The sequence below is a fragment of the Paenibacillus sp. J2L1-98 genome, from assembly GCF_056269405.1.
Map to the genome: position 1 here is coordinate 488873 of NZ_JBWDNW010000002.1, position 13204 is coordinate 502076.

Below are 13204 nucleotides of genomic sequence, written 5' to 3' on the forward strand. Positions count from 1 at the left end.
GAGTTATTGGTCTGAGATGTGAAACGTTATTTTGCGGATGACTTTTTCCTTCGCGTCAACGAACAATATGCCTTCGCATTCTGGCAATAACAGTGAATACACAAGCAATCGATCCCTAACACCACTAGCCGTCCATTCCATCGGCATCCGATCGCGTGCTGTTTTTACGATATACGTACAATTATCCATTTCCGCTATATAATCAATATATAACCGACTTCCCCTTCCAAGCGGCACATCGTCCAGCTTGATTGGAATCGGAATTAAATGCTTTCCTGAGCTTACTTCATATCCAGCCTGCTCAAGCAATAAAATATTCTCATCATCATCTGCTAACACGCCGCCTTTACCGAGCTTAAGACGCTTAACGCTTGCAGGCTCGTGCAGCCATCGGTGAAATACTCTGAATATCCACACTACAAACAAACCACCGGCAAAAAGCATAATAAACCAATCACCGTATGTGCCCATTAGCATCCCCCATTCGCAAATGGATTGTTCACTTACTCGTTCGCTATGCTGGGGGCATTTTCCTGTTTGCAAACTTTACCGAACGTTTGTTTGGTTTCTATAGTTTATCAAATCGAGCAGGTTGCTGTAAAGTAAAAAAGATGCCGAGCAGCTATGATTCTGCTTGACACCTTCCTGATTATTACATTTATTTGTTAGTGGTAAAGGTTTCGTTTGCTTGTTTTACCAATTCGGTTAACGCAGCATCATCCGGAATTGCAGCGTTCGGCTCAGCGGACCATGTCCAGTAAGCCAAAAACTCAATATTGCCCTCTCCTCCCGTAATAGGAGAAAACGTTATATCCTGCAAGTAATAACCCAGCTCGGCTGCAGCAGTCAGAACTGTCCGCAGCACATCTCTATGCACAACGGAATCACGTACGACACCGGATTTGCCAACCTTCTCTCGTCCAGCTTCGAATTGCGGCTTAATTAGTGCGACAATTCCAGACCCAACCGATAACAAGGTGGATAAAGCAGGTAAAATGAGCTTCAACGATATGAATGAAACATCAATTGAAGCAAACGTCGGAGAAGGTCCAACCAGGTCAGTCGGCTCTGTATAGCGAAAGTTGGTACGCTCCATGACATTTACCCGTTCATCCTGTCTAAGCGACCAATCAAGCTGATTGTAGCCGACATCGATTGCATATACATACGATGCGCCGTTCTGAAGAGCGCAATCCGTAAATCCGCCTGTCGATGCGCCGATATCGAGCATGACGCGTCCGTTCAAATCGATATCGAACTTCCGAATCGCCTTCTCCAGCTTCAAGCCGCCGCGGCTGACATAAGGATGCAGCGCGCCCTTTACCTTAATATCTGCCGTACGCGCCACTTTCATTCCGCTTTTGTCGACAGGCTCGTCATTTACAAGCACGAGCCCCGCCATCAAAGCCGCTTTCGCTTTTTCTCTGCTTTCATAAAAGCCGCGCTCCACCAGAAGCACATCTATCCGTTCTTTCGCAGTAGTTGTCATCTTTCTCCCTCAAACGTTACTGTTGACCAGTAACTCGCTTCATACGCTTTGGCTGCATCGCTTTGAACTCGGTCGCTACTCTCTCAGCCGTTAAACCAATTTCTTTTCTTTGCTCCTTGATCGTACCATGCTCCACGAAAACATCAGGCACGCCGATAATACGTACGGACAGGCCGTAGATGCCTTTGAGCGAATAAAATTCAAGAACTGAGCTTCCCAAGCCGCCAAGCTCCGCCCCTTCTTCCAATACGATCATATGCTTGCCTGCCGCAGCGAGTGATAGCAGCATCTGCTCGTCGAGCGGTTTAATAAACCTGGCATTTACGATTTGAATGTTCAATCCTTCTCGCTTGAGAAGTTCAGCCGCTTCCTCGGCAACCTGCAGCATTGGGCCAATCGCCAAAATAACGCCGGAATCTCCTGTTCGAACCGTCTCCCAAGTGCCGATCGGCAAAGCTTGCGGATTGGCTTCCATCTCCACGCCTAAGCCCGCGATCCGCGGATAACGGACAGCGATCGGACCGTCATTATAATCAACGGCTGTCTTAAGCATTTGTCTGAGTTCATTCTCATCCTTCGGCATCATAATAACCAAATTCGGAATATGTCTCAAATAGGATATATCATAAACGCCATGATGCGTCTCACCGTCAGGTCCAACAAATCCAGCACGGTCTATCGCAAAAATAACGTTAAGGTTTTGACGGCAAATATCGTGCACGACTTGGTCATATGCGCGCTGCAGGAAAGTGGAATAAACCGCGTAAACAGGCTTCATTCCTTCAATCGCAAGCGCTGCCGACATCGTTGCCGCGTGCTGTTCGGCAATACCCACATCAATCATGCGGTCAGGGAACCTCGCTGCAAATTTGAGCAAGCCGGATCCGCCTGGCATTGCAGGAGTAACAGCGACAATTCGATCGTCCTTCTCGGCTAATTCAATTAACATTTCTCCGAATACATCTGTATACACGGGAGGACCAACAGCCTTGACCACTTGACCGGATTCAATTTTGTATGGCGTGATGCCATGCCATTTAAACGAATCCGCTTCGGCAGGTGAATAGCCTTTCCCTTTGACAGTCAATACATGTACAAGCACGGGACCCGGCATCGAATCCGCTTGGCGCATAATATCAAGCACCTGCTCGATATCATGTCCGTCCACAGGACCCAAGTAAGTAAATCCGAATTGCTCGAACAGAATGCCGCTTACGAGCAAATACTTCAGGCTATCCTTGAAGCGTTCGGCTGTTTTAGCAAGCTTTCCGCCGATGGCCGGTATTTTGTTCAGCAGTAACTGCAGCTCGTCCTTAGCTTTATGATAATGACGATCGGTACGTATTTTGCCCAAATAGTGATGCAATGCGCCAACGTTCGGAGCGATAGACATTTCATTATCATTCAAAATGACAATCAAATTTTTCTTCTCGTGACCGATATGATTAAGCGCTTCTAATGCCATGCCGCCGGTAAGGGCGCCGTCACCGATAACAGCAACTACGCGATTGCTCTCACCCTTCAAATCACGGGCGAGCGCCATCCCCATTGCAGCCGATAAGGATGTGCTGCTATGTCCGGCTTCCCAAACGTCATGCTCGCTTTCCGCACGTTTGACGAAGCCGCATAGCCCTTTATATTTACGCAGCGTATCAAACCGGTCCTTACGGCCGGTTAATATTTTGTGTACATACGATTGATGCCCGACGTCAAAAATAAACTTATCTTCTGGGCTGTTAAATAAATAATGCATGGCTAGGGTCAGCTCTACAACTCCTAAGTTAGGAGCGAGATGACCACCCGTAACGGAAAGCTTCTCAATAAGAAACTGACGGATTTCACCGGCCAGTTGCTCTAGTTGAGCGGTTGTCAAAGCTTTCAAATCTTGAGGTCCGTTAATCTGGTCAAGCAGCACGTTACTTTCCTCGCTTTCGCGGACAGCCTTTAACTGCCGTCTCATGAACATCTACATTTTACCTATTATAGCACACTGAGCTTAGTTTCCCAACCAAAATGGAAAAAGCATTACATTCTCAATGATCGCGACCAACGAGATAATCCGCAATTTCAAGCAGCCGTTCAGGTGCAAGTAGCCCCGCGTCCAGCACAGCTGATTTCGCTTCCTGGGTTAGCCGCTCAACCTGAGCTTTGCTCTCTTCTATTCCGATTAGGAAAGGATACGTTACTTTATTCTGCTGAACGTCGCTATTTGTTTTCTTGCCCAGCTTCTGCTCGTCGCCGATCAAATCCAAAATATCATCCCGAATTTGAAAAGCAAGACCGATATTTCGGCCATATGTCGCTAGTAGCTCAAGCTGCTTTTCTGTCGCTCCTCCGATGCGGCCGCCGGCCGTGACCGAGAACACAATAAGATCGCTTGTTTTGTGAAGATGGATATATTCAAGCTCACTGATTGAAGTGATTCCTTGCTCCCCAAGCATATCGGCAACTTGGCCTCCTACCATTCCGGGAGCACCCGCCAACTTGGCCAGATCCTCTACGATGGCAAGCGCCACTTCAGCGCCAATACCGCCTTTTCGCGCCGCTTGAGGAATTAAATGAAAAGCGTGCGTAAGCAGCGCGTCCCCTGCTAAAATCGCCATCGCTTCGCCAAACACCTTATGGTTAGTCGGCTTTCCTCTGCGGAAATCATCATTATCCATGGCAGGCAAATCATCATGAATCAATGAATACGTGTGTATAAATTCTACGGCGCAAGCTACTGGAAGAGCGGCATCGAAGGTTGTCGTACGGCCAAATACAGCTTCGGCAGCCGATAGCACTAACGCTGGTCTCAGGCGTTTGCCTCCTGCCTCAAGCGAATACTGCATGGCCTCCCGCAGCCGTACCGGAACGTCCCACGAGCTCGGAACCGATTGTTTAAGCGAAGCTTCGGTAAGCTCCGCGCATTTCGATAAGTACGCTTTTATGGATGCCCTCTCGTTCAAGCTTATTCCCCTTTATCCTCGTTTACATCCGCAAACGTTTTTTTCTGGAAGCCCTGCTCCGTTTCGATCAACAATTCTATTTTGCGCTCGACCTGCTCCAGCTTGCCTCCGCACAGCTGAGACAGCTTCATACCCTCTTGGAACAATTCAATAGCTGTCTCAAGCGGAACATCGCCGTTCTCCAGCTTGGATACGATGGAATCCAATCGCTCCATTGCCTGCTCAAAAGTGAGCTCACTATTATTCGTTGCTGCCACCTAATTGATCTCCTCTCAATGAACCTACATGACAGTCAAGCTGACCGTCTGCTACCTTCACCTTTACGATGTCGCCAGGCTTCACATCGCGAATCGATTTAATTAATCGCCGCTCTTGCTCGTCATATACGAGACTGTATCCTCTAGACATGACCTTTAATGGACTTAAGGCGTCCAGCTGTTTCATTGCGCTATGCAGCTGAAGCTTCTTATCTTTAACGGCAATGCTCATCGCATGCTCGAGCTGCTTGTTAGCCGTTTGCAAGCGTCTAGCCGCAAAAGCCACTCGCTCGCCTGGATGATGCCCGGCCAATGTGGTTTGCAGCCTTGCGAGTCTCGTATGTCCACGTTCGGCTATCCGCTTTGTCCGCTGCTCAAGCTGCTCCGACAGCCGGTCTAAACGCTCCGCTTGCTCCAGCAAATACTTTCGCGGATATAAGAAAAATGGCGAGCGCCGAAGCCGCTGCAGCTTTTCTTTATCTTCTTGAACGCGGTAGCGGATGCCTTGAACGAGCCGCTGCTGCTTGCGCTGCAGCTGCTGCTGTAGTTCAGCAATGCTCGGAACAGCAAGCTCAGCAGCTGCTGTTGGCGTGGCTGCACGTAAATCAGCTGCAAAATCAGCAATCGTGAAATCCGTCTCATGCCCAACCGCGCTGATTACCGGAATACGAGAAGAGGCAATGCTGCGAGCGACCGATTCCTCATTGAACGCCCACAGCTCTTCAAGCGATCCGCCGCCGCGCCCAACTATTAATAAGTCGGCTTCGCCAAAACGGTTCATCGCTTCTATTGCTTTTACGATTGAAGGCGCCGCTTGGTTTCCTTGAACGAGTACGGGATAGACATAAATAGGGATTAATGGATACCGTCGCTGTAAAGTTATGATAATATCCCGTACGGCAGCTCCTGTCGGAGACGTGATGACGCCTATTGCACGTGGAAAAAGCGGAATGGGACGTTTGCGCGATTCGGCGAACAGCCCTTCCGCATTCAACTTGCTTTTAAGCTGCTCGAACGCGAGATACAAGCTCCCTATTCCGTCAGGCTGCATCGAGGTGACATAAAACTGATAATTGCCATCTCGTTCATAAACCGATATATTCCCTCTGGCTATCACTTTCGCGCCTTCTTTAGGAATAAAGGGCAGCCGTTGATTATGTGATGCGAACATAATGGACTTAATCCGGCTATCGCTATCCTTCAGAGTAAAATACATATGCCCGCTGGAATGATGCGTGAAATTCGAAATCTCGCCGCGCAGCCAAATATCGCCTAGCAGTGAATCCGATTCCATCTTCATCCGGATATAGCGATTAAGCTCTTTAATCGAATAAATTCGAGGCTGATCCGCCATGCGTACCATCACTCCTTGATTCCGTTTGCCCTTTTTGCCGCTGTAATCGTATTTTTCATCAGCATAGTAATCGTCATAGGTCCGACTCCGCCAGGCACCGGTGTAATGAAGCCAGCTGTATCCAAACAATCGTCAAAATCAACATCTCCCGCAAGCTTGCCGTCTGGCAGACGGTTAATGCCTACGTCAATGACAATCGCGCCTGGTTTGACGAATTTGCTGTCGATTGCTTTCGCTTTCCCGATGGCAACCACGAGAATATCCGCTTGCTTAGCGATTTCTTCCATGTTCGCCGTACGCGAATGACAAATAGTAACCGTCGCATTCTCGCGGAGCAGCAGCATGGCTACCGGCTTGCCGACGATATTGCTTCTGCCGATAACGACCGCATGCTTTCCAGAAATGTCGACACCGCTGCGCTTAATAAGCTCAATAACGCCTGCAGGTGTGCAAGGCAGCAAGCTGTCATCGCCGATAACCAGATTGCCGACGCTTTCCGGATGAAAGCCGTCTACATCTTTATCTACGCGAATGGCATCAATAACGGCCTTCTCGTTGATATGCTTTGGAAGGGGCAATTGAACGAGAATGCCGTTAATTGTAGCCTGATTGTTCAATCGGTCTATGACCGCAAGCAGCTCTTCTTCAGTTGTTTCAGCAGAAAGCCGGTGTACTTCGGAATAAAAACCAAGCTGCAGGCAAGCTTTCTCCTTAGAACCTACATAAACTTTAGAAGCAGGATCTTCGCCAACGAGTACGACTGCCAGGCCAGGGACGACCCCTTTTTCTTTCAAGGCTGCAGTTTCCGTAATCATTTCCTCACGTATAAGGTCGGATATTTTCTTTCCTTCAATGATTTGTGCGCACATAGCTCCAGTCTCCTTTTGCATCAATGATTGTTTGATTTTTTAATTGTGATTAAGATTTCAACTCTTCAATTTCCAGCAGCAATTTTCCGAGCACGCCATTTACAAATTTGCCAGATTCCTCTGTTCCAAAATGCTTCGCAAGCTCAATCGCTTCATTGATCGCCGCTTTAGGCGGTACGTCATTGCGGAATACGATCTCATAACATGCCAGTCTTAGCACTTGACGGTCGACACGTGACAACCGATCGATATGCCAGCCAGTCAAAAACTGCTGCAGCATGCCGTCAATGGCTTGCTTATGCTCCATAACGCCAGAAACAATCTCGCGCGCGAACTCGGCTGTGCTGCCCGCCTCAGCCGGATCGGCACCTATTTCATTTTCTTGACGAAGCTCGTCCATCAGCATGTCGACTGCATCTGATGCCGAAACCTCATTCATTTCCATTTGATATAAGCTTGATACTGCTATTTCTCTTGCTAATCTACGTTTCATGTGACCTCCGCGGCAGCTTTATGCCGATAAAATGGTTTATTCTTGTAAACTCTATATTTCAAAAAAAACCTATGATCTCCTCCCTGCCCCGAATAAGCGGCTTTCCGAAATCCGGAGTACGGAGGAGACCACAGGATCATTTAAACGGCCTAAATCTTTCTAACAGCGAATACCAAAGCCGCTGCCATGGAAAGATAGGTCCGCTGCTTGTTTCCTTCTGCAAGCCGATCCAATAACCGATCGAGACAAGCAGCCCTACAAAGAGCATGTCCCAAAAACCGACAAACAAATATAACAATCCGAAAAACAGCCCTATCGCAGCGCCAGCTGCGCGCTTCCCATAGATAGCCCAGAACTCCCTCCACATCAGCAAACTCACCTCTATTCCACGCGACTCTTGAATGTGCCCGTTTGAATGATGTTCGCAACATATACTGCAACGTTCGTTACAGGTATACCGGCTATATCCTCAACATGCTCCTTCACGGAGCGTTGAATTTCCTCTGTCAGCACCGGTATGGAGCTTTCACCGTCAACAACCGCACGAATCACGATATCGAGACCAGCATCCGTCGCACGAATGCGAGCGCGCAAATCCTTCACGCCACGCTGACGGGAAGCGGCCTTCAATGCCAAATTTTCGATCGTCTCAAGAGAAATACGAATGTCGCCGAAGTCCGTTCTTTGATCAATAGACGGAGCGGAAGCCGATCCGCGCTGAAGTGATACGATAAAAAATCTTAAGCTAAGTATAAAAAGGATGACACCCGTTACAGCTAACGTAATTTGGATGGAATCAACACGATATATATCGCCTACCAGATCATTCAATAGATCACTCGATATCCAGCCAAAACCAATGGATAGCAAAAATACGGACACACATCCGATTACAATGCTATACAAAAACAAAAGCAGCTTGTCCACGACCTTAACCAACGTAGCGCCTCCTCCTGCCAAGCCGAATGAAAACCCCCTTGCGCCGAGCGGCATGCCCATTCACGAGGGGGTTGTACGGAATTTAATTAGACATTAATATCTATTTGACTCTGTGTTGAATCTCTTCTTCTTCCGGTTTATCAGGCGTCTTGAAATGTACATCGTGAATATGTACGTTCACTTCAACAACGTGGAGTCCCGTCATCATCTCGATAGAACGTTTCACATTGAGTTGAATTTCCGAAGCAATCTCGGGAATACGGATGCCATACTCAACGATAATGTTCACATCTACCGCAGCTTCTCGTTGACCCACTTCAACTTTAACACCTTTGGATAAATTTTTGCGGCCAAGAAGCTCAACGATGCCTCCAGCAAATCCGCCGCTCATTCCAGCCACTCCATCCACTTCAACCGTAGCTAATCCAGCGATAACTTCGATGACTTCAGGTGCAATTTGAATCGTTCCAATGTCCGTTCTCTCATACTCCGCAGCGATCGTACTCATGATGGCTGTACACCTCCTTAAAGTTGCGCGTACTTGGCGCGAGGCCAAGCAATAAACCGCATCTTGTTAATATACTATAACATTCGGCAAGAAATATGACAAACATTACTACTTGTTCACATCTTTGTCGTATGTTCATTCCGGAGCGTTAATATCATGCTCCTCGAGAAACTTAATATCAAAGTCACCGCTCACGAATTTGGAGTGATTTAGAAGCTTCTGATGAAACGGTATCGTCGTCCGAATGCCTTCGATTGCAAATTCAGATAATGCCCGTTTCATTCTTGCGATCGCTTCCTCGCGGGTCGCGCCCCAAACAATCAGCTTCGCGATCATCGAATCGTAGTGCGGCGAAATCGTATAGCCGGGATATACGGCGCTGTCCACGCGAACCCCTGCGCCGCCAGGAGGCAAGTAGAACGGAATCGTTCCTGGGGATGGCATGAAATTGCGTTCGGAATCCTCTGCGTTAATGCGGCACTCGATGGACCAGCCGTTAATTTTCAGGTCGTTTTGAGTGAACGAAAGAGGATTACCCTCTGCTACCGATATCATTTCTTTAATTAAATCCACGTTCGTAATCATCTCGGTTACGGGATGTTCGACTTGAATACGCGTATTCATTTCCATGAAATAAAAGTTTCCGTCCGGTCCGAGCAAAAACTCAAGCGTACCGGCGCCTGAATAGTTAACCGCCAGCGCCGCTCGAACGGCCGCTTGTCCCATTCGCTCGCGAAGCTCGGGAGACAATACGGAACATGGCGCTTCTTCAACCAGCTTTTGGCGTCTGCGCTGTACCGAGCAATCGCGTTCAAATAAATGAACGGCATTGCCATGCTTGTCGGCCATAATTTGAATTTCAACGTGCTTCATGCCCGTTAAATATTTTTCGAGATAAACGCCTGCATTGCCGAATGCCTTCTGCGCTTCCTGTTGAGCAGTCGTAATTTGCTGTATAAGCGTCGACTCGTCTTCCGCGATCCGAATACCTTTGCCTCCGCCGCCAGCCGTTGCTTTAATAATGACTGGATAGCCGATATCACGAGCTACGCTGATAGCTTCATCCAGGTTCTCAACGAGACCGTCAGAGCCCGGGATGATCGGAACATCGGCCGTTCTCATCGTCAGTTTGGCAACCGCTTTGTCACCCATCTTATTAATCGCAACCGGGGATGGACCGATGAATGTGATATTGCATGACTCGCAAATTTCCGCAAAGTCAGCATTTTCAGCTAGAAAGCCATAGCCGGGATGAATAGCATCACATTCCGTAATTGTAGCTACGCTCATAATGTTCGTTAAGTTTAAATAGCTGTCCTTCGATGCGGTCGGCCCAATGCAGTAAGCTTCATCGGCTAAACGCACATGAAGCGAATCGCGATCCGCTTCAGAATAAACAGCGACAGTGCTAATACCAAGCTCGCGGCAAGCGCGAATAATTCGAACCGCAATTTCACCGCGGTTTGCAATTAATATTTTGTGAAATTTCACGTAGGAACCCCTTTCAAACGACAGTTTCCCTAAAACGGACGTTAACTCACTTCATTATTCCGGCTTAACAAGAAACAATGGCTGGCCGTACTCAACAAGCTGGCCGTTAGAAACCAAAATTTCTACGATTTCACCGCGTACCTCTGCTTCCAGCTCATTCATCAGCTTCATCGCTTCCAGAATACAAACGACGCTCTTCTCACTGACGCGGTCGCCGATCTTGACGTAGACTGGCGCTTCCGGTGACGGAGAGCTGTAGAACGTGCCTACCATCGGGGATACGATTTGATGCAAATGATCAGTCGATGGGCGTGCAGGCGCCGTTTCTTGTACAGCTTGAGGCTGTGGTGCCAGTGCTGCCGGTGCGGCTGGCTGAGTTTGTACAGGTGCAGGCGCGTATGTATGCGTAATTGGGGCTGCTTGCACATTCACCACTTCTGTTTTGCCAGGCTTGCGGATGAGCAGGCGAGTCCCTTCGTTTTCGATTTCCAGCTCATGAACGGAAGTTTGATCAACCAATTTGATCAACTCTTTGATCTCGCTCAATTTGAACATGAATATTTTCACTCCTTAAATTTGCGATAGCAAAATTGCTTCCATAGCGGATAACCACAATGGTTACCATGCCAATATAACCAATTCTTACACATAACGTTTAACATTATATCATAAACAAGCCTGAACACGAATCATTTTTTGTTCGGTAATCGATGATAACACAAAAAAAGGCCTTGCCGCCACCCGCTGACATGCCGGGGACGACAAGGCCTCTTGTTCTGATAAAAGCTTGCTGGCGCTTAAGGAATATATCGGACAGATACTTGGTCCGCACCGACTTGCATGGTGCTCATCACCAATTTAATAATGTCGGCAGCCTGCTTTTTCTCCAGCTTGTCGCTGGAAACTACGACATTGAATTTGTCGCTTTGCTCATCGATAACGACATTTTCATACTGCTTCAAAAGCTCCGACTCAATGCCTGTTAATTTAGCGTTTTTCTCTTCCAGCATATCAAGCTCGGCAATGGCGGCTACGGATTCCTCCTGCTTGGTTTGCGTCTCCGCAATGGCTGCCATTATGCGATTTTCTTCCTCTGTGTTTTTCAGCTCCCGCTTCGCGAGCAGCTCGCTGAACAAGCCGCCTGCCGCTAATCCCTGCTCCTCGATTAGATTCAATGCCTCTTTATCCGCATCGCTTAGAACGACATCTTCGGCTGGCTGCTCCACTTCATTCACAACCAGCCCATCGCCATTCGCAGCAGCCTCCGTCGCATTTTGCGCTGCTTGCTCCGTTTGAGAGCCGTCAGTCAACACTTCCGGAGTTTCTACGTCTTGCGTAAATAAGTAATACGCCGACAATACCACCATTAAGCTAAGCATTGATACGAGCCATACCGTTTGTCTTTTCGTGTTCATGTGAACACCCTCCCCAACCATTCAATTTAGTTTATTGTTTGCTTGGCACAACAGAAATTCGGTTAACCGGTACGTTTATGCCCCGCTCGACCGCATTGACGATGAGACGTCTGACAGTGGCGTTTTCAGCGCCTTTGGCAACGATAAGAACACCTCGAATGTGCGGGTTAATCGTTTTGGTCACGATCGGCTTCTGGTCACCTGATACCTCGTACAAAACGACCTGTCCGTCTTCTGTTATCGCGGTATTATGCCGTTTGCCTCCGTTCGGATCATTCTCATCCGTGACCTGCTGTGAATCTTGTTTATGTCGCTCAACGACTATTTCTTCTGTCGAATCAACCGTTACGAGTACATCCACTGTTCCAACGCCTACGATTTTCTCCAAAATCTCTTTCAGCCTTGTCTCCAATGGATGCTCGATCGCAGCAAACATAGAGCCTGATGACGACACCGAATTGTTCCATGCGGCCTCTGTCTGAGGCGGAGGATTCGGATCCTGTGCCGATGGTTCAACCTGCTTATACGTCAAAAAAGAATTCATAATCATTAGCGCTGCGCCAATCCCTCCAACGATTAGCAATATTCGAAGGGTCCGCACACGCTTCGGACCCCCGGGACCTCCGCTAACCGCTGATTCTATGCCTTCCAGCCATTTGGCCACCGCGCCATACCTCCTCTCCATCGCTAACCTTTTATTATTTCGTTTGTTGTTCCGCCGGCTGCCTTACGATAATCCGATCCGCCTCAACGCCCCAGCCCTTCGTAATCAAGCTGCTGATTGCAGCAGCTGCAGCCGGGTCCGCTCTCGACCATTTGCCCTCCGGTTCATCAGATCCTTCTATTTCGCCGGTTGAATCCTTGCTGCCCGGGAGCGGCGAGGTATCGCCCAGAGGCTCGATCTCAACATCTACGATTACCGGCTGCACCGCTTCGACTGCAGAATCTTCCTTGGGTATCCCTTTTTTCTGATCGTTTGCTTTGAGAGTGACGGTTACTTGACTTATATAAGGTGTTTGCTTACCGGAAATCGCAACCCACTTCAGCATCGCATCCACCTCGGCCACCGGTGCTGCTTCTTTCTCGATCAATTCATTCCGAATGGATTCCTCCAGCGTCCGTTCCGTGAGTTTGGCGGCTTCGAGATTGCGCTTCTCGCTCATTGCTTCGGCATCACTTGTAATTTGGTTTAACCCGGACATCTGCTCCTCCCGCGTCATGGCCGATTTACTCCAATTCTCCATTCCTTCATCCAGCTTCGCTCCAAAGTCGCTTTGTATGAGCTTTAATATCGGAGAGAGAATCGTCAGCAAAATGAATAAGCCGACTACGAGCCTCGCATATCGCTGCATCGCTTTGTTGGGGAGCAGAAGCTCAACGAACACCGCCAGCAAAATGACTGCAATGATGTCTCGCAGCCAGTCGCTTAACCAAGCCATCA

The 13204-nt window shown here is 48.4% G+C and carries 16 protein-coding genes; all 16 read right to left on the reverse strand.

The window, feature by feature from the left end; translation table 11 throughout:
- Positions 1 to 3 precede the first annotated feature (3 nt).
- Positions 4 to 471, reverse strand: a complete 468-nt coding sequence (locus AC0YNZ_RS07070) for a hypothetical protein (protein ID WP_475825938.1) — start codon at positions 469 to 471, stop codon at positions 4 to 6.
- A 187-nt stretch (positions 472 to 658) separates the two neighbouring features.
- The gene (locus tag AC0YNZ_RS07075; protein WP_475825939.1) at positions 659 to 1489 is read right to left on the reverse strand and encodes a TlyA family RNA methyltransferase; all 831 of its coding nucleotides are present in this window, start codon (positions 1487 to 1489) and stop codon (positions 659 to 661) included.
- A gap of 16 nt (positions 1490 to 1505) precedes the next feature.
- Positions 1506 to 3455: a 1-deoxy-D-xylulose-5-phosphate synthase gene (gene dxs, locus AC0YNZ_RS07080; RefSeq protein WP_475825940.1), complete on the reverse strand. Its 1950-nt coding sequence runs from the start codon at positions 3453 to 3455 to the stop codon at positions 1506 to 1508.
- Between the two features lie 67 nt (positions 3456 to 3522).
- Entirely contained in the window at positions 3523 to 4437 is a 915-nt protein-coding gene (locus AC0YNZ_RS07085; RefSeq protein ID WP_475825941.1) for a polyprenyl synthetase family protein, read from the reverse strand.
- A gap of 2 nt (positions 4438 to 4439) precedes the next feature.
- Positions 4440 to 4694 (reverse strand): exodeoxyribonuclease VII small subunit, encoded by a 255-nt coding sequence (gene xseB, locus AC0YNZ_RS07090; RefSeq protein ID WP_475825942.1) that lies wholly within the window; start codon positions 4692 to 4694, stop codon positions 4440 to 4442.
- Entirely contained in the window at positions 4678 to 6048 is a 1371-nt protein-coding gene (xseA, locus tag AC0YNZ_RS07095) for an exodeoxyribonuclease VII large subunit (protein ID WP_475825943.1), read from the reverse strand. Before xseA ends, xseB begins: the two co-directional genes overlap by 17 nt.
- 8 nt (positions 6049 to 6056) lie before the next feature.
- Positions 6057 to 6917, reverse strand: a complete 861-nt coding sequence (gene folD / locus AC0YNZ_RS07100; protein WP_475825944.1) for a bifunctional methylenetetrahydrofolate dehydrogenase/methenyltetrahydrofolate cyclohydrolase FolD — start codon at positions 6915 to 6917, stop codon at positions 6057 to 6059.
- Positions 6918 to 6966: 49 nt separating this feature from the next.
- Positions 6967 to 7410: a transcription antitermination factor NusB gene (nusB, locus tag AC0YNZ_RS07105; protein ID WP_475825945.1), complete on the reverse strand. Its 444-nt coding sequence runs from the start codon at positions 7408 to 7410 to the stop codon at positions 6967 to 6969.
- Between the two features lie 136 nt (positions 7411 to 7546).
- Complete coding sequence (locus AC0YNZ_RS07110) at positions 7547 to 7777, reverse strand: DUF2273 domain-containing protein (protein WP_056627699.1); 231 nt, start codon at positions 7775 to 7777, stop codon at positions 7547 to 7549.
- Positions 7778 to 7791: 14 nt separating this feature from the next.
- Positions 7792 to 8349: an alkaline shock response membrane anchor protein AmaP gene (amaP, locus tag AC0YNZ_RS07115; protein ID WP_475825946.1), complete on the reverse strand. Its 558-nt coding sequence runs from the start codon at positions 8347 to 8349 to the stop codon at positions 7792 to 7794.
- A 100-nt stretch (positions 8350 to 8449) separates the two neighbouring features.
- Positions 8450 to 8857, reverse strand: a complete 408-nt coding sequence (locus AC0YNZ_RS07120) for an Asp23/Gls24 family envelope stress response protein (RefSeq protein WP_110770533.1) — start codon at positions 8855 to 8857, stop codon at positions 8450 to 8452.
- Positions 8858 to 8992: 135 nt separating this feature from the next.
- A complete protein-coding gene (gene accC / locus AC0YNZ_RS07125) occupies positions 8993 to 10348 on the reverse strand; it encodes an acetyl-CoA carboxylase biotin carboxylase subunit (RefSeq protein ID WP_475825947.1) in 1356 nt (451 codons plus the stop codon).
- 54 nt (positions 10349 to 10402) lie between these two features.
- The gene (gene accB, locus AC0YNZ_RS07130; protein ID WP_475825948.1) at positions 10403 to 10903 is read right to left on the reverse strand and encodes an acetyl-CoA carboxylase biotin carboxyl carrier protein; all 501 of its coding nucleotides are present in this window, start codon (positions 10901 to 10903) and stop codon (positions 10403 to 10405) included.
- 242 nt (positions 10904 to 11145) lie between these two features.
- Entirely contained in the window at positions 11146 to 11763 is a 618-nt protein-coding gene (locus AC0YNZ_RS07135) for a SpoIIIAH-like family protein (protein ID WP_475825949.1), read from the reverse strand.
- 31 nt (positions 11764 to 11794) lie between these two features.
- Positions 11795 to 12427, reverse strand: coding sequence for a stage III sporulation protein AG (gene spoIIIAG, locus AC0YNZ_RS07140; RefSeq protein WP_475825950.1), 633 nt, complete (start codon positions 12425 to 12427; stop codon positions 11795 to 11797).
- A gap of 34 nt (positions 12428 to 12461) precedes the next feature.
- Entirely contained in the window at positions 12462 to 13202 is a 741-nt protein-coding gene (gene spoIIIAF / locus AC0YNZ_RS07145; protein WP_475826160.1) for a stage III sporulation protein AF, read from the reverse strand.
- Between the last annotated feature and the right edge of the window lie 2 nt (positions 13203 to 13204).

Coding starts and splice junctions, on each gene's coding strand:
- AC0YNZ_RS07070 (WP_475825938.1), bottom strand. CDS start 471: ATGGGCACATACGGTGATTGGTTTATTATGCTTTTTGCCGGTGGTTTG.
- AC0YNZ_RS07075 (WP_475825939.1), bottom strand. CDS start 1,489: ATGACAACTACTGCGAAAGAACGGATAGATGTGCTTCTGGTGGAGCGC.
- dxs (WP_475825940.1), bottom strand. CDS start 3,455: ATGTTCATGAGACGGCAGTTAAAGGCTGTCCGCGAAAGCGAGGAAAGT.
- xseA (WP_475825943.1), bottom strand. CDS start 6,048: ATGGCGGATCAGCCTCGAATTTATTCGATTAAAGAGCTTAATCGCTAT.
- folD (WP_475825944.1), bottom strand. CDS start 6,917: ATGTGCGCACAAATCATTGAAGGAAAGAAAATATCCGACCTTATACGT.
- nusB (WP_475825945.1), bottom strand. CDS start 7,410: ATGAAACGTAGATTAGCAAGAGAAATAGCAGTATCAAGCTTATATCAA.
- AC0YNZ_RS07110 (WP_056627699.1), bottom strand. CDS start 7,777: ATGTGGAGGGAGTTCTGGGCTATCTATGGGAAGCGCGCAGCTGGCGCT.
- AC0YNZ_RS07120 (WP_110770533.1), bottom strand. CDS start 8,857: ATGAGTACGATCGCTGCGGAGTATGAGAGAACGGACATTGGAACGATT.
- accB (WP_475825948.1), bottom strand. CDS start 10,903: ATGTTCAAATTGAGCGAGATCAAAGAGTTGATCAAATTGGTTGATCAA.
- AC0YNZ_RS07135 (WP_475825949.1), bottom strand. CDS start 11,763: ATGAACACGAAAAGACAAACGGTATGGCTCGTATCAATGCTTAGCTTA.
- spoIIIAF (WP_475826160.1), bottom strand. CDS start 13,202: ATGGCTTGGTTAAGCGACTGGCTGCGAGACATCATTGCAGTCATTTTG.